A 19,205-nucleotide genomic window follows, 5' to 3' on the forward strand; every position below is an offset into this window, starting at 1 on the left:
CGCGGGGCCTGCGACGCGGCCGCCCGGTCGCGGTCGGGCTCACCGGCAGTGCCGCCGCAGCCTGTCAGCAGAGCGAGCGTCAGAATCGCCGTCGACATCGAATACCGCTTCACCAGGACCCCCGGACGTGTTCATGAACGCGTCACAGTGTTCACCAGTGCCGGGCGCGCATCACGTCGGGGCGGTCGGTGATGATGCCGTCCGCCCCGAGGGCGACGAGCCGGGCCGCGGTGGGCCCGTCGTCCACCGTCCAGGCGTTGAGGCGCAGCGGCGCGCCGTGCGGGCCCTTGAGGCGGTGGACGTGGACGACGTAGTCGCGGGTCAGTCCGCGGTGGTCGGGGTTGATCATGTCGGTGAAGGAGGCGTACTCCTTCAGCCGGGAGACCGGCGGTTTTCCGAGGAAGCCGATCCGTACCGCGGGCCGCAGCCGGTGGGTGGTGCGCAGGGCGGCCGCGTCGAAGCTCTGGACGACGAGCCGGTCGCGGACGTGGGCGGGGTCCAGCCAGCCGGCCCGGTCCAGGACGTCGAGGGTCTGGCGCTCGATGCCGGGGTACAGCTCCGGCTGCTTGAGCTCCAGCAGCAGCCCTTGGTGGTCCCGGTCGAGGAGGGTCAGGTACTGCTGGAGGGTGGGGACGCGCTCGCCCTTGAAGCGGCTGCCGAACCAACTGCCCGCGTCCAGCCGCCGGATCTCGGCGAGCGTGAAGTCGCCCACGCGCCAGGGCCCGCGGCCGGGGAAGACCTGCTCGACGTCGGTGGTGCGGGCGAGCGTCGGGTCGTGGATCACGACGAGGGCGCCGTCGCGGGTGCGCTGGACGTCGTTCTCGATCCACGTGATGTGCAGCTCATGGGCCCGGCGCACCGCGGCGCGAGTGTTCTCGGGAGCCTGCCGGGACGCGCCGCGGTGCGCGAACACCGTGGGCGCCCGCCCGTCGGGCGCGGCGTGCACGGGAGGGAACGGGGCGGAGCAGCCCAGCAGGGAGCCGGCGACGACGGCGGCCAGCGCGGCTCCGGCGGTACGACGCTGCATGCGCTCTCCTCACGACGGCGCGGATCCGCGGGCCCGTGGCGCGTGTCGGGCAGGACACGCCGCGGCGGCCAGAGGGGTGCGGCAGACGGGTGACCGCCGGCCCCGGCCCTGGTCCCGCCGCGGCGCACGGCCGCGTCAGCGGCCTTCGGTCATGGCCTCCAGCGATCCGCGGTGCAGGATGAGGTCGTCCGGGTCGGCCGGCATCTCCCGCTCCCCGGAACGCACCTGCCGGTAGCCCTCGTCGAGCATCACCACGGCGTGCCGCAGGGCCGCGTACAGGGCGTGGAAGTCCGCGTCGCGCGGGGTGTGCCCGGTCAGTTCCGCGTAGATCCCGTCGACCCGGCCGCGGTCCAGGAAGCCGGGCATGCCCGGGAAGCCGGAGGCGGTCGCCAGGTCCTGGAAGTGGCGGTGCCGGTGCACCAGCCAGGCCAGGTCCAGTTCGCGCGGCCCGGCGCCGCTCATCTGCCAGTCCAGCACGGCGACGGGCGCGAAGTCGGCGTCGTAGACGATGTTGCCGACCCGGGCGTCGCCCCAGCTCAGCACGGACGGACCGGGGTCGGCGGGCCGGCTGTCCTCCAGCCGGGCGAAGGCCCGCTCGATCACGGGGGAGGGGGCCCGCCCCTCGACCACCCGGGCATACAGGGCGCGGTACGCGTCGACGTGCTCCCGCAGCCCGCCCTCCGCCGGCACCGAGTGGATCTCCGCCAGCACGCCCACCGTGGCGCGCTCCAGCCGCATCCGTTCCTCCTCGGTGGTGTCGAAGAGCCAGTTCGAGCCGTAGGTGTACGGCATGACGTCCGGCGGGACACGTCCGGCGACCCGCTCCATGACGAAGAACGGCACGCCCAGGGGCTCCGGGTCGGTCTCCAGCCACAGCAGTTCGGGGACGGGGACGCGCGTGCGCGCGGCGACGGCCTGGATGGTGCCGTACTGGGCGGCCATTCCGGACGGCGGGAGGGCCCCGGACGCCCCCCGGTCCGCCGCCAGCCGCAGCACGCAGGGCCGGACCCGCTGCCGGGCGGTGCCGGCGGGGTGCGGGACGGCGAGGTCGAACAGGACGGTCCCGCTCGACGGACCGCCGGCGACGGGCACCCGCACGTTCCGGCAGCGGGCGCCGGGGTGCTTGGCGTTCAGCCAGAGGTCGAGTCGGCGGCACAGCAGTTCGGGGTCACGGGTGGTCGTGCGCACCGTGGTCACAGGGCCTCCTTGCCGGTGGAACCGCTGGGGGTGTGGCGGCCGATGCTGCCGAGCTCAAAGATGCCGTAGCCGACCCGGTCGTCCCTGGCGCAACGCGCGGCACGACCGGTGACTCCGTACCCGGCCGGACGCACGACGGCCGGACGGGCCGGGTCGTCCACCCGCGGGTGGTGCACGAGCAGCTGACTGATGATGCGTCAGTGCGTCCGCGCCGGGAAGAGGGCGTCAGGCCTCGGGCGCGTCGGACGCGGCGTCGGCCGGCTTGCGGCGGGCCCGGCTCGGCTGCACGCGCAGCGGCTCGCCCGGCATCTTCGGGTGGTCCGGCGGGTACGGCAGGTCCCCGAGGCCGTGGTCGCGTTCGTCGCGCTCGGCCAGTTCCAGCACGGCGTCCAGCCGGAAGGCCTGCCCCTCCATGTCCGCGTGGACGTCGCCCTCCTCGGCGTACCGCACCGGCATGCTCGCCAGGTCGAAGTCGCCGGGGTGGGCGTCGGGCAGCTCGTCCCAGCGCAGGGGTGCGGAGACCGGGGCGCCGGGCCGCGGCCGGACGGAGTAGGCGGAGGCGATGGTGCGGTCGCGGGCGGTCTGGTTGTAGTCGACGAAGATCTTCTCGCCGCGCTCCTCCTTCCACCAGGCGCTGGTCACCTGCTCCGGCATCCGCCGTTCCATCTCCCGCGCGATGGCGATGGCCGCCCGCCGCACACCGGTGAACGTCCACTCCGGCGCGATCGGCACGAAGACGTGCACGCCGCGCCCGCCGGAGGTCTTGGGCCAGCCGCGCAGGCCCAGTTCCTCCAGCAGCCCGCGCAGCTCGCGGGCGACCCGGACCGCGTCGGCGAAGTCCGTGCCCGGCTGCGGGTCCAGGTCGATGCGCAGCTCGTCGGGGTGGTCGAGGTCGCCGCGGCGGACCGGCCACGGGTGGAAGGTGAGGCAGCCCAGGTTGGCGGCCCACAGGACGCCGGCGACCTCGGTGGGGCAGATCTCGTCCGCGTACCGGCCGGAGGGGAAGCGGATGCGGCCGGTGGGGATCCAGTCCGGGGTGTTCTTGGGGGCGCGCTTCTGGAAGAACGACTCGCCGCCGATCCCGTCCGGGTAGCGCTCCATCGTCGTCGGCCGGTCGCGCAGCGCGCGCAGGATGCCGTCGCCGACGGTGAGGTAGTAGCGGGCCACGTCCAGCTTGGTGAATCCGGACTCGGGGAAGTACACCTTGCCCGGGTTCGACAGCCGGACCGTCCGCTCGCCGACGGTCAGCTCGACAGCCTCGCCCATGCCGACACCGCCTCTCCCATGCGCACACGGTAGGCCCGACGGGCGTGCGCCGCCTGTCGGGCGGACAATCGCGGCATGGACCTCCCGGTGATGCCGCCCGTGAAGCCGATGCTCGCCAAGTCCGCTCCCGCGATCCCGCCCGGCATGCTCTACGAGGGGAAGTGGGACGGCTTCCGCGCCATCGTCTTCCGCGACGGCGACGAAGTGGAGATCGGCAGCCGCACCGGCAAACCCCTGACCCGCTACTTCCCCGAGGTCGTCGACGCAGTCCGGGCCGCGCTGCCGCCGCGCTGCGTCGTCGACGGCGAGATCGTCATCGCCCGGGACGGCCGGCTGGACTTCGACGCGCTGCTGGAGCGCATCCACCCCGCCGACTCCCGGGTGCGGCAGCTCGCCGGGCGCACCCCGGCCTCCCTCGTCGCCTTCGACCTGCTGGCGCTCGGTGACCGCTCGTTGATGGCGGACCCGCAGAGCTGGCGCCGCCAGGCGCTGGTGGACGCGCTCGGCCCGGTCCGGCCGCCGGTCCACGTGGCGCCCGCCACGACCGACATCGACCTGGCCCGGCAGTGGTTCGAGCAGTTCGAGGGCGCCGGCCTGGACGGCGTCGTCGCCAAACCGCCGGACGTCGGCTACCGGCCCGACGAGCGCGTGATGATCAAGGTCAAGCACGAGCGCACCGCGGACTGCGTCCTGGCCGGCTTTCGGTGGCACAAGTCCGGCCCCGTCGTCGGCTCCCTGCTGCTCGGCCTCTACGACGCCGCGGGCCGCCTCCAGCACGTCGGCGTCAGCGCGTCCTTCCCGATGCGCCGCCGCGAGGAACTGGCGGCGGAGCTGGAGCCGCTGCGCATGGAGGGCGTCGAGGGGCATCCGTGGGCCGAGTGGGCGGAAGCCGAGCCCAGCGGCCGGATGCCCGGTGCGCAGAGCCGCTGGAGCGCGGGCAAGAACCTCTCCTGGGTCCCGCTGCGCCCCGAACGCGTCCTGGAGGTCGCCTACGACCACATGCAGGGCGACCGCTTCCGGCACACCGCCCAGTTCCGCCGCTGGCGCCCGGACCGCGACCCGGCCGGCTGCACGTACGCACAGCTGGAGGAACCGGTGGGGTACGACCTGGCGGACATCCTCGGCTAGCGCGGTAACCGCGCGCGTACGCCGTGTTGCCGCGGCGATCGCTTCCCGGACGCCCTGTGGGCACGGGCGGCCGGGAACATGCCCGGTGTGGCTCCGGAGATCGATCAGCCCAAGTGGTGGTTGGGACTTCGCGACTTCGCGTCCGCCTGGGTGGGCAACACGCTGGGTGTCCTGACGTGGTGCGCCGTGGCCGGGCGGTTGCCGGACGGGGTGCCCTTGTGGTGGGCGCTGCTCGGAGCGTTCGTCGTCGCGTCGGTGACCGGGACGCTCAGCGCACCGCTGCCGAGGCGGTGGCGGCGCCGGGCCACGTCGTGAGGGCCCGGGCCCGGCCCTTGGGCCCGGTCAGCCCAGCGGGTCGCGCACCGGCACCAGCCGCAGTTCCCGGGGCGGGCGCAGCAGGCCGCCGCCGGGCCCCGCAGGGCGCGGTGCCGCCCGGTGGGCGTCGGCGTCGGGGTGGGCCGAGAACCAGACGACGACGTCCTCGCCGGTGCGCACGGGCAGCGCGGGGAAGCCGTTCTCCGCGTGCTCGGTGCGGTGCACCGCGTGCACGGACGGCGGGGGCGTGAAGCGGGCCGGTTCGGCGGGGTGGCAGATGGTCGCGACGACCAGCCCCGCGTCGTCCGGCACGCGGTAGCCCGGGCCGCGCAGCAGCAGGACGTCGTCCGAGTCGATCATGGTGGCGTTGGCCTCGGCGCGGTGCGCCCGCCAGACCGGACCCTCGTAGAAGGCCCGCAGGGCCCGGGTCCTGGCCGCCATGTCAGGGAAGGCCCGCATCCAGACAAAGCGGTCCGGCTCGTCCAGGTCGCGGAAGCGGCCGCCGACGCGGATGCCGGCGGCCTCCTGGCCGCTGACGAACTCCCGCTCGAAGAGCGGGACGAGGGTGCCGAGGCCGCCCGGGTGCAGCGTGTACTGGCGCAGTTCGACGATCTGCGAGGTGTCCATGGCGGGACGGTAGGGGCGGCCCACTGACATCTGCTGTCAGTGGGCCGGATTCACAACTCCTGCCGTCTGGTGAGCTGGGTGAACGCCAGCCAGCCGGGCAGCACCGGCAGCCAGAAGGTCAGCACGCGGAACAGCAGGACGGCCGAGGTCGCCGTCGCCGAGTCCAGCCGCCCGATGGTCGTCAGGCCCGCGATCAGCGCGCCCTCGACCGCCCCGAGGCCGCCTGGGGTCGGCGCGGCCGAGCCGAGCGCGTTGCCGGCCAGGAAGATCACGGCGACCGCCGCGAAGTTCACCTCGCCGTGGAAGGTGCGGACGCTGGCGTCCAGGCACAGCACGAAGAAGAGCGTCAGCAGCAGGGTGCCGCCGATCCCCGTCGTGAGCTTCAGCGGCTGCTGCAGCACGTCCAGCATGCGCGGCACCACACCGGCGAACAGCGCCCTGATGCGCGTCGACGCGAAGCGCCGCAGCGACGGGATCGCGGTGACGATCAGGAAGAGCACCCCGACGGTCAGCACGCCGGCCATCACCGTCCGGGACGGCGACAGGGACGGCGTCTTCTCGGTGCCGGTCATGTAGCCGAAGATCATCAGCAGGGTGATGTGCGAGCCGAGGCCGACCAGCTGCGAGGCCCCGACGCTCGCCACCGCCAGGCCGGGGCGCACCCCGGACTTCTGCAGGTAGCGGGTGTTGAGCGCCACGCCGCCGATGGCGGCGGGGGCGACCAGCTTCACGAAGGAGCCCGCGATCTGGGCCAGCGTCGTCCGCAGGAACGACAGCTTCTCCGGCACGAAGCCGGACAGCGCCATGGCCGCAGCGACGTAGCTCGCCGCGGAGGCGAGCACCGCGACGATGATCCAGCCCCAGTTCGCCTCGGCCAGCAGGGTCGCCGGGTCGATGCTGCTGATCTGGGAGAGCAGGAAGTACGCGGCGAAGGCGCCGGCGATGATGCTCACCAGGGTGCGCGGCCGCACCCGCTCCAGCCGGACCGGCTCCACCGGGGCCTGCGGACGGATCAGCAGCACCTGGTGGCGGATACGGGTGAGCAGATCCTCCTCGCGGGCCTCGTCCAGCGCGTCCTCGAGGGCCTTCTTCTCGGCCCGCCGCGCCGCCTTGGTCTCCTTGGCCTCGTCCGCGGACTCCCCGCCCGCCATCCGGCGCGCCTTGGACGCGGCGAGTACGGCCTCCCGCTCGCGCTGCGCCCGCTCCCGGGCGAGCTGCTTGAGCGTGGCGCGGGTGGTGCGGCTGAGCGCGATGGGCTGCAGCAGGGGCAGCGAGTCGGCGACCGCGTCAGGGCCCAGGACGGCAACGGCGGAGGCCACCGAGCGCTCGGGGCCGACACGCAGCGCCAGGGTGGTCAGCAGTTGCGCCACGTCCATGCGGAGCACGAGGTCGCCCGCCGCGATCTCCCCGCCGCGCAGATCGGTCACGAAGACCGTGCCGGAACGATCCACCTGCAGGGACTCGCCGACCAGCCTGCGGTGCGCGATGCGCCGCGACTGCAGCGCCCGCACCTGCTCCCAGGCGCCGCGCAGCAGTTCGTCGGTGATCTCCCGGTCGGACAGCACGTCCAGCGAACGGCCGCCCATGTGCTCGTACACCAGCATCACCGCGTCCGGGCCGAGCTCGGACGTGGCGATCAGCCGGGGGGCGTTCGCGCCGGCGGCGATGGCGGCGTAGGCGAGCAGCGCCTCCTGCTCCAGCGCCTGGCGCAGCGACTGCAGGCTGCGGCGCTGGGTGATGCCGCGCAGCTGGAGCCGGCGCCACATGCGGTAGAAGAAGCCGTGCGCCTGCTGCTCGCGGTCCACGACCGTGACGTCCAGCAGCGGGCCGTCCTCCAGCGTCACCAGGTAGCGGCGGCCGCGCTCGGACTCCGGGGAGTCCGGGAACTCGTCCTCCGCCCGGACCGCCGTCAGCGGCGCGAAGCCGACCCGTCGCAGGCCCGCCAGCAGGTTCTGGCCGGTGGGACGCACATTGGGCGAGCCGACGCCGTAGAGCGTGCCGTAGGCCACCGTCCAGCCGATCAGCACGGTCACGAAGATCGAGAACGGTGTGGTGTAGCCGCCCATGAGCACGGCGAAGGAGTCCAGGAAGAGCACCGACCACAGCGCCACCCGCCAGCGGGGGCGGCGCGCCATCCCGACGGCGGTCATGTAGGCGATGACCGGCGCGAGGTAGCCGTGCACGGGGTCGGTCAGGCCGCCGCCGGGCGCGTCCCGGGTCAGCGCGTCCCGGATCGCGGCCGGTGCCGCGTCCGAGACCCACAGGTCGGTGGCGAGGGACACGCCGTGCGCGAGGACGGCCGCCAGCACGCCGTCCGCGATGCGCAGTCCGTCCCGCTTGATCAGCCGTTCCACGGCGAACGCGACAGGCACGATGAGCACCGCCACGGTCGCCAGCAGCCCGGCGATGGTGATCAGCGGCTCGGGCGCGTGCGTGGCGCCCTGGGCGATGTCCTGCTCCACGCCGGAGGTCGTCGCGTGGGCGAAGCCGGCGATGCCCAGCACCAGCGCGATGCCGAGGACGCCGAACAGGAAGCTCATGAGGTCGACGGGCCGGTGCACGCGCGCGGGCAGCAGGGGCTCGTCCCGGGCCACCGGGTCGGTGTGCGGGCAGTTCCCGCCGTCGTCGGCGGAGTCGGCGCTCCCGTCCGCGGTCGAGTTGTCACCGGCGTCTTCGGGGCCGGCGGGGCCCGCGGAGGGTGTGACCTTCGCCTCGTTCCCGGCGGCTTTCCGCGTCTCGTCCCGCGCGCTGCCGGGGCCGGACTCCTCCGCGGGGTGGTCCGAACCGCCACCGGCGGGCTGGACAGGGCCCGTTGAGGGGGTCTCTTCGTGCCCGTCCCGGTCGTGGCGGGCGTCGGCCGCTACGGCGACCGGCTCGGTCGTCCGCGCGTCGGCCGGAGTGCCTGCGGTGGCCGCCACGCGCGGGACGACGGCGACGACCTCGGGGGTCGCGGGTGTCGCCGGGGCGGCGTTTTCGCTGGTCCGGGGCGCGTCAGAGGCAGCGCCGACCGCGCCGGCGGGTTCGTTCCCGCTCGCGTCGTGCTTGTCGTCTGTCTCTTTTTGATCTCGTATCACCAGTCACCGCCCGGATGATGGTGGCACGAGCCGCCCGCGCATGGGCGCAGGAGGGGGCAATTCGCCGCCATGGGCGCCCCCTCGCACGCTCCCGTGTCCCGCGACTGTCGGTGCCCTCGGGCACGATGTGACGCATGAGCGAGGAGGAGACGGCCGACGGGCCCCCGGAGCTGCCCGCCTACGCGGAGCGTGTGCTGGAGGTCGCCGAGGGCATCCCGGCCGGCCGGGTCATGACCTACGGCGATGTGGCCGAGTGGCTGGGGGAGGGCGGCCCCCGGCAGGTCGGCCGCGTGATGGCGCTGTACGGGGGCGCCGTGCCGTGGTGGCGCGTGGTGCGCTCGGACGGCGGCCTGCTGCCCGGCCACGAGCTGGACGCCCTGGCCCACTACCGCGAGGAGGGCACACCGCTGCGTCCGGCCCCGCAGGCCGCGAAGGGGCACATACCCCGCCTTGACATGCGCAGGGCCCGCTGGGACGGGACGGCGGCCCCTGACGGCCCCGGCGGTACGGACTGAACAGCGCACGCTCACACCATCCAGCTTCCGCCATCCGGGCGCCGAAGATGCCATCGGCCGTCCGTAAGGAGTACGACGGGCGGCGGGACGCGGCTCCCGCATCCGTACCGGAAGGGCGGGACGCGCGACGGCGCCGCCGGCCGGTGGCGTAGCGTCGGCACCCGGCCGTTCCCGGCCCGGCACACCAACAGCACATGAACGCACACGGAACCGGCGAACCACGTGACCTCCTCCTCCACTCGGCAGACGGACGCCGCCGCGCGGCGCTCCGGGGGGACGGTCGGGCCCGTGGGCGGCTACCGACTGCTACGGACCCCGCCGCAACCGGTGACGCCCCCTGAACTGGACGCCTCCCAGCGCGCGGTGGTTGAGCACTCGGGCGGACCGCTGCTGGTCCTCGCCGGACCGGGCACCGGCAAGACGACCACCCTGGTCGAATCCGTCGCCGAACGGGTGCGGCGCGGCACCGACCCCGGGCGCATCCTCGTGCTCACCTTCGGCCGCAAGGCGGCCGGCGAGCTGCGCGACCGCATGGCCGCCCGGATGGGTGGCGCGGCGGCCCCGGCGGCGACCACCTTCCACTCGTTCTGCTACGCCCTGGTCCGGGCCCACCAGGACCCCGAGCTGTTCGCCGACCCCCTGCGCCTGCTGTCCGGCCCCGAGCAGGACCTCGCCGTGCGCGAGCTGCTCGCCGGCGAACCCGACCTGGAGCGCGCCGGGCGGGGCCGGGTGCGCTGGCCCGACGAGCTGCGGGCCGCGCTGACCACGCGCGGTTTCGCCGACGAGGTCCGCGCGGTGCTCGCCCGCACCCGGGAACTGGGCCTCGGGCCGGGCTCCCTGGCCGCCTTCGCGGGCCGCACCGGCCGCCCGGACTGGACCGCGGCCGCCGGATTCCTCGCCGAGTACCTGGACGTCCTCGACCTGCAGGGCGTCATCGACTACGCCGAGCTCGTGCACCGCGCGGTGCTCCTGGCCGGGCGGCCCGAGGCCGCCCGGCACCTCGCCGGGGCGTACGAGGCCGTGTACGTGGACGAGTACCAGGACACCGACCCCGCCCAGGTGCGGCTGCTGCACGCGCTGGCCGGCGGCGGCCGGACCCTGGTGGCCTTCGGCGACCCGGACCAGTCCATCTACGCCTTCCGCGGTGCCGACGTGAACGGCATCCTCGGCTTCCCCGACGCCTTCCGGCACCGCGACGGCCGCCCCGCCGACGTACGCGTCCTCACCAACGCCCGGCGCTCCGGCGCACGGCTGCTCGCCGCCACCCGGCTGCTCACCGCCCGCATGCCGCTGACCCGGCTGCCGGCCGCCGCCGTGCGCGCGCACCGCGAACTGGCCCCGGTCCGCGACGGCGGTGCCCTGGCCGTCCGCACCTACCCGACGCCCGGCGCCGAGCTCGACGGCATCGCCGACGTCCTGCGCCGCGCGCATCTGGAGGACGGCCTGCGCTGGTCGGACATGGCCGTCCTGGTCCGCGCCGGTTCCCGCTCGCTGCCCGCGCTGCGCCGGGCGCTCACCTCCGCGGGCGTCCCCGTCGACATCGACGGCGACGACCTGCCGCTGCGCGACGAGCCCGCCGTGACGCCGCTCCTGCTCGCGCTGAGCGTGTGCGCGCAGGCGGCCGTCTCCGAGTCGTCGTGGCTGGGCGTCGAGGACGCCCTGACCCTGCTGGGCTCCCCGCTGGGCGGCATGGACGCCGCCGACCTGCGGCGCCTCGGCCGCGCCCTGCGCGAGGAGGAGCGGGCTGCCGGCGTGGCCGTGCCCAGGCCGTCGGACGAGCTGATCACCGAGGCGCTCGCCGAACCCGAGCGCCTCGTCGCGCACGACCCCTCGTACGCCCGCGGCGCCCAGCGCCTGGGCGGGCTGCTGCGCGCCGCGCGCGAGCTGCTGGCGGACGGCGGCACCGCCGAGGACGCCCTGTGGGCGCTCTGGGACGGCACCCCCTGGCCGGGACGGCTCGAGCGTGCCGCCCTGCGCGGCGGCGCGGCGGGCCGCAACGCCGACCGCGACCTCGACGCTGTCTGCGCGCTGTTCGACACCGCGGCGCGGGCCGAGGAGCGCACCGGCGGCCGCGGCGCGCTGAACTTCCTGGAGGAACTGGCCGCGCAGGACATCGCCGCCGACGTGCTGACCCGCCGCGCCGTCCGCCCGGACGCCGTACGGCTGATGACGGCGCACCGCTCCAAGGGCCTGGAGTGGCCGCTCGTGGTCGTCGCGGGCGTCCAGGAGGGGCTCTGGCCCGACCTGCGCCGCCGCGGCTCCCTGCTGGAGGCCGACCGCATCGGGCGGGACGGCCTGGCCGAGCCGCTGACACCGGGCGCGCTGCTCACCGAGGAGCGCCGGCTGTTCTACGTCGCCGCGACCCGGGCCCGCGACCGCCTCGTGGTCACCGCCGTGAAGGCTGCCGCCGACGACGGCGACCAGCCCTCCCGCTTCCTGCGCGAGCTCGGCGTCGAGCCGGTCGACGTCACCCACCGCGCCCGCCGCCCCCTGGCCGTCGCCCCGCTCGTCGCCGAACTGCGCGCCACCACCGTGGACCCGGCCGCCTCCCCGGCGCTGCGCGAGGCCGCCGCCGTGCGCCTGGCCCGGCTGGCCGCCCTGGAGGACGCGGGCCAGCCCCTGGTGCCCTCCGCGCACCCGGAGCGCTGGTGGGGGCTGTACGAGCAGACCCGCTCCGAGGTGCCGCTGCGCGACCGCGACCAGCCGGTGGCGCTGTCGGGCAGCGCCCTGGACCAGCTGGCCAACACCTGCGCCCTGCAGTGGTTCCTCGGCCGCGAGGTGAAGGCCGAGCCCCCGGCCACCGCCGCCCAGGGCTTCGGCAACGTCCTCCACGTCCTCGCCGACGAGGTGGCCTCCGGCCGCACCCCGGCCGACCTGGACGTCCTGATGGAGCGGCTGGACTCGGTCTGGAACGCCCTCGCCTTCGACGCGCCCTGGAAGTCGCAGCAGGAGAAGGAGAACGCCCGCGCCGCGCTCGAACGCTTCCTGCACTGGCACGTCATGGAGCGCGGCCGGCTCCCCGTCGCCTCCGAGCACGGCTTCGACGTCACCCTGGAGACCGGCGAGGTCTCCGTCCGCATCCGCGGCAGCATGGACCGGGTCGAGACGGACGCGGAGGGCAACGCCTACGTCGTCGACTTCAAGACCGGCAAGAGCAAGCCCACCGCCGCCGAGGTGGAGCACCACGCGCAGCTCGCCGTCTACCAGCTCGCCGTGCGCGAGGGCGCGGTCGACGGGCTCTTCCACGACACCCGGCCCGCCCCGGGCGGCGCGGAACTCGTGCAGCTGCGCCTCGGCGCCGCCCGCAGGGACGGCGGGGACGAGCAGCCCACCGTCCAGTCCCAGGAGCCGCTGTCCGGGGACTGGGCCGACGGCCTGCTCGCCGACGCCGCCGCCCGCGTCCTGGACGAGCGCTTCACCCCCTCCAGCGGCCAGCACTGCGACAACTGCGCCTTCAAGGCGGCCTGCAGCGCCCGCCCGGAGGGGCGGCAGGTGGTGGAATGAGGCCGGGGGCGACCAGAGGCGGTCAGCCGCCCGGTGCCTCGGCTGTCAGACCGATGTCCTGGGCGGCCTTCAGCAGGCGCTGGTCGTAGGCGACGAACACGAGGATCCGCGCCCGCCTGGCCGGCGAGGAGTTGCGCCGTCGCGAGATGGAGGGAATCGGGTGTCCTGAGCAGCGGATCGTCGTAGGCGGACGCCGTGGCACGGACCGTCGCGTCGATCTCGAACCGGTAAGGCCTGCTGATCACACCGGGGACGCCGGCGAGTGCCTGCGGGGCGGATCGTCGCAAGGCGCGCGGCACCTCCACCTCGACGAGCGACGACGACACCAGGGGCTCGCCAGGGCGGTCGTTCAGCCGGTCGACCAATTCCCCGGTGCCCTGCTCCCGGCGGACCATCCTGACGATCGCCGCCGAGTCGAGGTAGCACCCACGCTCCCCGTCGCGCATCGAGACGAGTGCGGCCGCCGTGTCGATTCCCGGATCGCCGAGCAGGGGAGGCCTTAAGGGTGGCGACCGGGAGCCCCGGAGGCTCCGCCCGCTGTCGGTGGTGCCCGATAGCCTCCCCTATGTGTCGTCCCGTATCACCGGCCCCGAACAGCTCAAGGAGCTGCTGGGCATCCCGTTCACCCCGGAGCAGCTGGCGTGCATCACGGCGCCGCTCGCGCCGCAGGTGATCGTGGCCGGTGCCGGGTCGGGGAAGACGACGGTCATGGCGGCCCGCGTGGTGTGGCTGGTCGGCACCGGGCAGGTGGCGCCCGAGCAGGTGCTGGGGCTGACGTTCACCAACAAGGCGGCGGGGGAGCTGTCCGAGCGCGTGCGCAAGGCGCTGGTCCGGGCCGGGGTCACCGATCCGGACCCGGGCGACCCCGACCACGCCCCCGGAGAGCCGCAGATCTCCACGTACCACGCCTTCGCCGGGCAGTTGCTGAAGGAGCACGGGCTGCGCATCGGGCTGGAGCCGGCCGCGCGGCTGCTCGCCGACGCGACGCGCTACCAGCTGGCCGCCAAGGTGCTGCGCGCCGCGCCCGGTCCCTTCCCCGCGCTCACCAAGGGCATCCCGGGCCTGGTCAGCGATCTGCTGGCGCTGGAGGGCGAGCTCGCGGAGCACTTGGTGCCGCCCGAGCGGCTGCTCGCGCACGACCGCGCGTGGCTCGCCGAGCTCGACGGCATCCGGCTCACCAACGCCGATCTGCGCAAGCTCCCCGAGACGGCCCGCGCCAGGACCGACCTCACCGGTCTCGCGGAGGCCTACCGCGCCGAGAAGAAGAAGCGAGACCTGCTCGACTTCGGCGACCAGATAGCGCTGTCGGCGACGCTCGCCCGCACCCGGCCGGAGGTCGGCCGCATCCTGCGCGAGCAGTACGCGGTGGTGCTGCTCGACGAGTACCAGGACACCTCCGTCGCCCAGGGCCTGCTGCTCTCCGGCCTGTTCGGCGACGGCACCGGCCACCCGGTCACCGCCGTCGGCGACCCCTGCCAGGCCATCTACGGCTGGCGCGGCGCTTCGGTCGCCAACCTGGACGACTTCCCCCGCCACTTCGCGCACGCCGACGGCACCGCGGCCCGCCGCCAGTCCCTGTCGGAGAACCGGCGCAGTGGTGGCCGGCTTCTGGACCTCGCCAATGAGCTCGCCACCGAGCTGCGCGAACGCCACGAGGGCGTCGAGGCGCTGCGGCCCGCCCCCGGCGCCGAGCGGGACGGCGTCGTGCGCTGCGCGCTGCTGCCGACGCAGGAGGAGGAGATCGACTGGATCGCCGACTCCATCGCCCACCTGGTCCGCACGGGCACCGCGCCGGGCGAGATCGCGGTGCTGTGCCGGGCCGCAGGACACTTCGCCGACATCCATGCCGCGCTCGTCGCCCGCGACGTGCCCGTGGAGGTCGTCGGACTGTCCGGGCTGCTCGACCTCCCCGAGGTCGCCGACCTGGTCGCGGTCTGCGAGGTGCTCCAGGACCCGACCGCCAACGCCGCCCTCGTACGGCTGCTGACCGGGCCGCGCTGGCGCATCGGCGCCCGTGACCTGGCGCTGCTGGGGCGGCGGGCGCGGCTGCTGGTGCCGGGCCGCGGCGAGATCGCCGACCGGCTGGCGGCCGCCGTGGAGGGCGTCGACCCGGCCGAGGTGATCTCCCTGGCCGACGCCCTGGAGACCTTCGTCGACGGCGAACCCGAGGACCGCCTGCCCTTCTCGCCCGAGGCCCGGGTGCGCTTCGCGCGGCTGGCCACCGAGATACGGGAGTTGCGCCGCGCCCTGGCCGACCCGCTGATGGACGTCCTGCACCGGGTGCTGGCGGTCACCGGTCTGGAGGTCGAGCTCTCGGCGTCCCCGCACGCCCTGGCCGCGCGGCGCCGCGAGACGCTGCACGCCTTCCTGGACGTCGCGGCCGGCTTCGCGTCCCTGGACGGCGAGGCGACCCTGCAGGCCTTCCTCGCCTTCCTGCGCACCGCGGCCCAGTACGAGAAGGGCCTGGACAGCTCGCTGCCCGGCGGCGAGAACACGGTCAAGGTGCTCACCGCCCACAAGTCCAAGGGCCTGGAGTGGGACGTCGTCGCCGTCCCCGGACTGGTCCGCAAGGGCTTCCCGAGCGAGCGCGGCCGGGAGCTGTGGCACACCAATGCCAAGGTGCTGCCGCACGCCCTGCGCGGGGACGCCGCCACGCTCCCCGACGTGGAGGAGTGGTCGCGGGCGGGTCTGGCCGCCTTCAAGACGGCGATGGCCGAGCACAACCGCGTGGAGGAACTGCGGCTCGGCTACGTCACCTTCACCCGCCCCCGCTCCCTGCTGCTCGGCTCCGGCCACTGGTGGGGCCCGACGCAGAAGCGCCCCTTCGGGCCGTCCGCGTTCCTGGACGCGCTGCGTGCCCACTGCGAGGCCGGCCACGGCGAGGTCGAGCACTGGGCCGACCCGCCGGAGGAGGACGCCACCAACCCGGCGCTCAGCCGCGGCACCGAGCCCGCCTGGCCGCTGCCCCTGGACCCGGAGGCCCTGGTGCGTCGCCGCGAGGCCGCCCGTCGTGTGCTGGACCACCTGGACGCCTCCCTGCGGCAGGCGCCCGACGGCGCGGCACCGGCCGACCCCGACTGGCCGCCCCCGGAGGAGGAGCCGCCCTTCGAGGACGAGGAGCCGCCGTACGACGTCGGGGAGCCGCCGTACGAGGCCGAGGAGGAGGCCGGCGACTGGGAGGACTGGCCCGCGGAACGGCCCGCCGTCCCCGGGCCGAGGCCGGTGCCCGCGCCTGTGCCCGTACAGGAGGCGGAGTCGGAGTTCGAGCCGGAGCCGGAGCCCGAGCACAGCGGCCGTGCGCGACTGCTCCCGGAGGAGGCGCGGCTGGCCGCCTCCTGGGACCGGGACCTGGACGCCCTCGCAGCCGAGCTGCGCCGGGCCCGCGCGGCCGTGCGCGACGTGCCGCTGCCGCCCACGCTGACCGCGTCCCAGGTGCTGCGCCTGGCCGCCGACCCCGACGGCTTCGCCCGCGAGCTGGCCCGCCCGATGCCGCGCCGCCCGCAGCCCGGCGCGCGACGGGGCACGCGCTTCCACGCCTGGGTGGAGTCCCGGTTCGAGGAGCTGCCGCTGATCGCCCCCGAGGACCTGCCCGGCATCGAGGGCGACGACGAGATCGCCGACGAGCGCGACCTCGCCGCGCTCAAGGAGGCCTTCCTCGCCACCCCCTACGCCGAGCGCACGCCCTACCGCGTCGAGGCGCCGTTCCAGCTCAGTCTGGCCGGACGGGTGATCCGCGGCCGGATCGACGCGGTCTACCGGGACGGCGACGGCTACGAGATCGTCGACTGGAAGACCGGCCGCGCCGGCTCCGCCGACCCGCTGCAGCTCGCGGTCTACCGGCTCGCCTGGGCCGAGCAGCACCGCGTGCCGCCGGAGCGGGTCGAGGCCGCCTTCCTCCACGTCCGCACGGGCGAACTGATCCGTCCGCCGGGGCTGCCGGGCCGTGCGGCGCTGGAGCGACTGCTGCTGGGGGAGCCCGGAGGCGACGAGGGCTCCGGGGCCGTCGCCCGATAGGCTCAAGGCCATGAGCACCACCCCGGACAGCGCCGTCCGTACGTACATCGCGACCCACCGTGAGGCCTTCCTCGGCGAGCTCGCCGAGTGGCTGCGCATCCCGTCCGTGTCGGCCGATCCCGAGCGGTCCGGGGACGTCGGGCGCAGTGCCCGGTGGCTGGCCGCGAAGCTGCGGGAGACGGGGTTCCCGGTCGCCGAGGTGTGGCCGGCCGAGGGCGCGCCCGCGGTCTACGCCGAGTGGCCCAGCGACGATCCGGACGCGCCGACGGTGCTGGTCTACGGCCACCACGACGTGCAGCCCGCGGCCCTCGAGGACGGCTGGGACAGTGATCCCTTCGAACCCGTGGTCCGCGACGGACGGATGTACGCGCGCGGCGCCGCCGACGACAAGGGCCAGGTGTTCTTCCACACGCTCGGTGTCCGCGCCCACCTGGCCGCCACCGGCCGCAGCACGCCCGCCGTGCACCTGAAGCTGCTGGTCGAGGGCGAGGAGGAGGCCGGCTCGCCGCACTTCGCCGACCTGGTGCGCGCCCACGCCGACCGACTGGCCTGCGACACGGTGATCGTCTCCGACACCGGCATGTGGGACGAGGACACCCCGACCGTCTGCACCGGCATGCGCGGCCTCGTCGACTGCCAGGTCGACCTGCGCGGCCCCGACCAGGACATCCACTCCGGTTCCTTCGGCGGCGCCGTCCCCAATCCGGCCACCGAGGCCGCCCGGCTGGCCGCCGGGCTGCACGACGCGGACGGCAGGGTGGCGATCCCCGGCTTCTACGACGGCGTCGTGGACCTGACCGAGCGGGAGCGCGAGCTGTTCGCGCGGCTGCCCTTCGACGAGAAGCGCTGGCTGCGCACCGCCCGGTCGTACGCGGCGGGCGGTGAGGCCGGCCACTCCACCCTGGAGCGGATCTGGGCCCGCCCCACCGCGGAGGTCAACGGCATCGGCGGCGGCTACCAGGGGCCCGGCGGCAAGACGATCGTGCCGGCCGCCGCCCAGCTGAAGCTGTCCTTCCGGCTGGTCGCCGGGCAGGACACCGACACGGTGCAGCGACTGGTCGCCGACTGGATCGCCGCGCGCGTCCCGGACGGCATCCGGCACGAGATCACCTTCTGGGGCGCCACCCGCCCGTGCCTGACGCCACTGGACCACCCGGCACTGGGCGCGCTCACGCGCGCGATGGGGCGGGCCTTCGGCAAGGAGATCCTGTTCACTCGTGAGGGTGGTTCCGGACCGGCGGCCGACCTGCAGGACGTGCTCGGTGCCCCCGTCCTCTTCCTGGGAATTTCCGTGCCGTCCGACGGTTGGCATTCAGTGAACGAGAAGGTCGAGCTCGACCTGCTCCTGAAGGGCGTGGAGACCTCCGCGTACCTGTGGAGCGAGTTCGCGACTCTGTGAGCATCCGCAAGAATCCGCGCGCTACGGGGAGTTGACAGCAGCTTTGTCCGATATGCCTGGTACGTCCGGCAGTGCTGGTACCGGGAAGGGCTCCGGCCCGGTGCCCGAACCGACGGCCCTCCCACCCCTGGCCCGTTGGTCGGGCATCGACCGCGCCGCCCTGCACCGTCTCGACGAGGCATGGCTGGCGGCCGCCTGGAGTCACCCCACGACCCGGGTCTTCGTGGTGTCGGGCGGCCAGGTGCTGGTCGAGGACACCCCGGACGGCGGGACCGAGCTGGTCATGATGCCGTCCTTCGAGGCGCCGGAGAGCGAGGTGCACCGCTACTTCCTCGGTATCGACGAGGACGGCGTGCGCTACTTCGCGCTGCAGAAGGACAGCCTCCCCGGCCGGATGGACGACGTCGCCCGCCCCGCCGGGCTGCGCGAGGTGGGCGCACTGCTCTCCGACCGCGACGCCGGGCTGATGGTGCACGCCGTCGCGCTGGAGAACTGGCAGCGGATGCACCGCTTCTGCTCCCGCTGCGGCGAACGCACGGTGGTCGCCGCGGCCGGGCACATCCGTCGCTGCCCGGCCTGCGGGGCCGAGCACTACCCGCGCACCGACCCCGCGGTGATCATGCTGGTCACCGACGACCAGGACCGTGCGCTGCTCGGCCGGCAGGTGCACTGGCCGGAGGGCCGGTTCTCGACCCTGGCGGGCTTCGTGGAGCCGGGGGAGTCCCTGGAGCAGGCCGTCGTCCGCGAGGTCGCGGAGGAGGCGGGGGTGACGGTGGCCGGGGTGTCGTACGTCGCCAGCCAGCCGTGGCCGTTCCCCTCCAGCCTGATGCTGGGCTTCATGGCCTGGGCGTCGTCGTCGGAGATCACGGTGGACGGCGAGGAACTGCACGAGGCGCGCTGGTTCTCCCGCGAGGAACTGGCCAAGGCGATGGAGACGGGCGAGGTGCTGCCGCCGCACGGCATCTCCATCGCGGCCCGGCTCGTGGAGCGCTGGTACGGGAAGCCGTTGCCGGTACGGCAGTGATCCCGGTCGCGGGGGGGGGGCGCCGCGCGGCCCCCGGCACCGCCCGCCCCCGGCGGGGGCCCGGCGCCCGGGCCCGGGCGGCCGGCCCCCCCGGCCGCCGCGGGGGCGCGGGAGC

The 19,205-nt window shown here is 74.8% G+C and carries 13 protein-coding genes and 1 pseudogene; 7 read left to right on the forward strand and 7 right to left on the reverse strand.

The window, feature by feature from the left end; all coding sequences use genetic code 11:
• Positions 1-151: 151 nt before the first annotated feature.
• From ACFYXS_RS07170 to ligD, 4 genes are all read right to left on the reverse strand, one after another.
• Positions 152-1,027, reverse strand: a complete 876-nt coding sequence (locus ACFYXS_RS07170; RefSeq protein WP_389244826.1) for a glycerophosphodiester phosphodiesterase — start codon at positions 1,025-1,027, stop codon at positions 152-154.
• A gap of 135 nt (positions 1,028-1,162) precedes the next feature.
• A complete protein-coding gene (locus ACFYXS_RS07175) occupies positions 1,163-2,224 on the reverse strand; it encodes a phosphotransferase family protein (RefSeq protein WP_389244828.1) in 1,062 nt (353 codons plus the stop codon).
• Complete coding sequence (locus ACFYXS_RS07180) at positions 2,221-2,400, reverse strand: hypothetical protein (RefSeq protein WP_389244830.1); 180 nt, start codon at positions 2,398-2,400, stop codon at positions 2,221-2,223. The genes ACFYXS_RS07175 and ACFYXS_RS07180 overlap by 4 nt, the downstream gene beginning before the upstream one ends.
• A gap of 49 nt (positions 2,401-2,449) precedes the next feature.
• Complete coding sequence (gene ligD, locus ACFYXS_RS07185) at positions 2,450-3,490, reverse strand: non-homologous end-joining DNA ligase (RefSeq protein ID WP_389244832.1); 1,041 nt, start codon at positions 3,488-3,490, stop codon at positions 2,450-2,452.
• A 75-nt stretch (positions 3,491-3,565) separates the two neighbouring features.
• On the opposite strand from ligD, the gene ACFYXS_RS07190 reads away from it, so the two are divergent.
• Positions 3,566-4,618: an ATP-dependent DNA ligase gene (locus tag ACFYXS_RS07190; RefSeq protein ID WP_389244834.1), complete on the forward strand. Its 1,053-nt coding sequence runs from the start codon at positions 3,566-3,568 to the stop codon at positions 4,616-4,618.
• Between the two features lie 87 nt (positions 4,619-4,705).
• Positions 4,706-4,933, forward strand: a complete 228-nt coding sequence (locus ACFYXS_RS07195; protein WP_389244836.1) for a hypothetical protein — start codon at positions 4,706-4,708, stop codon at positions 4,931-4,933.
• Between the two features lie 27 nt (positions 4,934-4,960).
• On the opposite strand, the gene ACFYXS_RS07200 is transcribed toward ACFYXS_RS07195, so the two are convergent.
• The gene (locus tag ACFYXS_RS07200) at positions 4,961-5,560 is read right to left on the reverse strand and encodes an NIPSNAP family protein (RefSeq protein WP_389244838.1); all 600 of its coding nucleotides are present in this window, start codon (positions 5,558-5,560) and stop codon (positions 4,961-4,963) included.
• Positions 5,561-5,610: 50 nt separating this feature from the next.
• Positions 5,611-8,478, reverse strand: a complete 2,868-nt coding sequence (locus tag ACFYXS_RS07205; RefSeq protein WP_389244840.1) for a YbhN family protein — start codon at positions 8,476-8,478, stop codon at positions 5,611-5,613.
• Between the two features lie 290 nt (positions 8,479-8,768).
• Between ACFYXS_RS07205 and ACFYXS_RS07210 the strand changes: the two genes are divergently transcribed.
• Together ACFYXS_RS07210 and ACFYXS_RS07215 are read left to right on the forward strand one after the other, a co-directional pair.
• Positions 8,769-9,149: an MGMT family protein gene (locus ACFYXS_RS07210; protein ID WP_389244842.1), complete on the forward strand. Its 381-nt coding sequence runs from the start codon at positions 8,769-8,771 to the stop codon at positions 9,147-9,149.
• A gap of 222 nt (positions 9,150-9,371) precedes the next feature.
• Positions 9,372-12,653: an ATP-dependent helicase gene (locus ACFYXS_RS07215; RefSeq protein ID WP_389244844.1), complete on the forward strand. Its 3,282-nt coding sequence runs from the start codon at positions 9,372-9,374 to the stop codon at positions 12,651-12,653.
• A gap of 185 nt (positions 12,654-12,838) precedes the next feature.
• Here ACFYXS_RS07215 and ACFYXS_RS07220 read toward each other — a convergent pair.
• A pseudogene (locus ACFYXS_RS07220) lies at positions 12,839-13,099 on the reverse strand (VapC toxin family PIN domain ribonuclease); the annotation flags it as partial.
• A 121-nt stretch (positions 13,100-13,220) separates the two neighbouring features.
• Here ACFYXS_RS07220 and ACFYXS_RS07225 point away from each other — a divergent pair.
• The 3 genes from ACFYXS_RS07225 (at position 13,221) to nudC (ending at position 19,090) form a co-directional block, all read left to right on the forward strand.
• A complete protein-coding gene (locus tag ACFYXS_RS07225) occupies positions 13,221-16,667 on the forward strand; it encodes a UvrD-helicase domain-containing protein (protein WP_389244846.1) in 3,447 nt (1,148 codons plus the stop codon).
• 10 nt (positions 16,668-16,677) lie between these two features.
• Complete coding sequence (locus tag ACFYXS_RS07230) at positions 16,678-18,066, forward strand: dipeptidase (RefSeq protein ID WP_389244847.1); 1,389 nt, start codon at positions 16,678-16,680, stop codon at positions 18,064-18,066.
• A 100-nt stretch (positions 18,067-18,166) separates the two neighbouring features.
• Positions 18,167-19,090: an NAD(+) diphosphatase gene (gene nudC / locus ACFYXS_RS07235; protein WP_389244849.1), complete on the forward strand. Its 924-nt coding sequence runs from the start codon at positions 18,167-18,169 to the stop codon at positions 19,088-19,090.
• Positions 19,091-19,205: the final 115 nt, after the last annotated feature.

The sequence above is a fragment of the Streptomyces sp. NPDC002574 genome (genome assembly GCF_042889545.1).
Classification (GTDB): Bacteria; Actinomycetota; Actinomycetes; order Streptomycetales; family Streptomycetaceae; genus Actinacidiphila.

Bases quoted from the DNA above. Each gene is read 5' to 3' on its own strand.
- ACFYXS_RS07170 (WP_389244826.1), bottom strand. From the start codon at position 1,027: ATGCAGCGTCGTACCGCCGGAGCCGCGCTGGCCGCCGTCGTCGCCGGC.
- ligD (WP_389244832.1), bottom strand. From the start codon at position 3,490: ATGGGCGAGGCTGTCGAGCTGACCGTCGGCGAGCGGACGGTCCGGCTG.
- ACFYXS_RS07190 (WP_389244834.1), top strand. From the start codon at position 3,566: ATGGACCTCCCGGTGATGCCGCCCGTGAAGCCGATGCTCGCCAAGTCC.
- ACFYXS_RS07200 (WP_389244838.1), bottom strand. From the start codon at position 5,560: ATGGACACCTCGCAGATCGTCGAACTGCGCCAGTACACGCTGCACCCG.
- ACFYXS_RS07210 (WP_389244842.1), top strand. From the start codon at position 8,769: ATGAGCGAGGAGGAGACGGCCGACGGGCCCCCGGAGCTGCCCGCCTAC.
- ACFYXS_RS07230 (WP_389244847.1), top strand. From the start codon at position 16,678: ATGAGCACCACCCCGGACAGCGCCGTCCGTACGTACATCGCGACCCAC.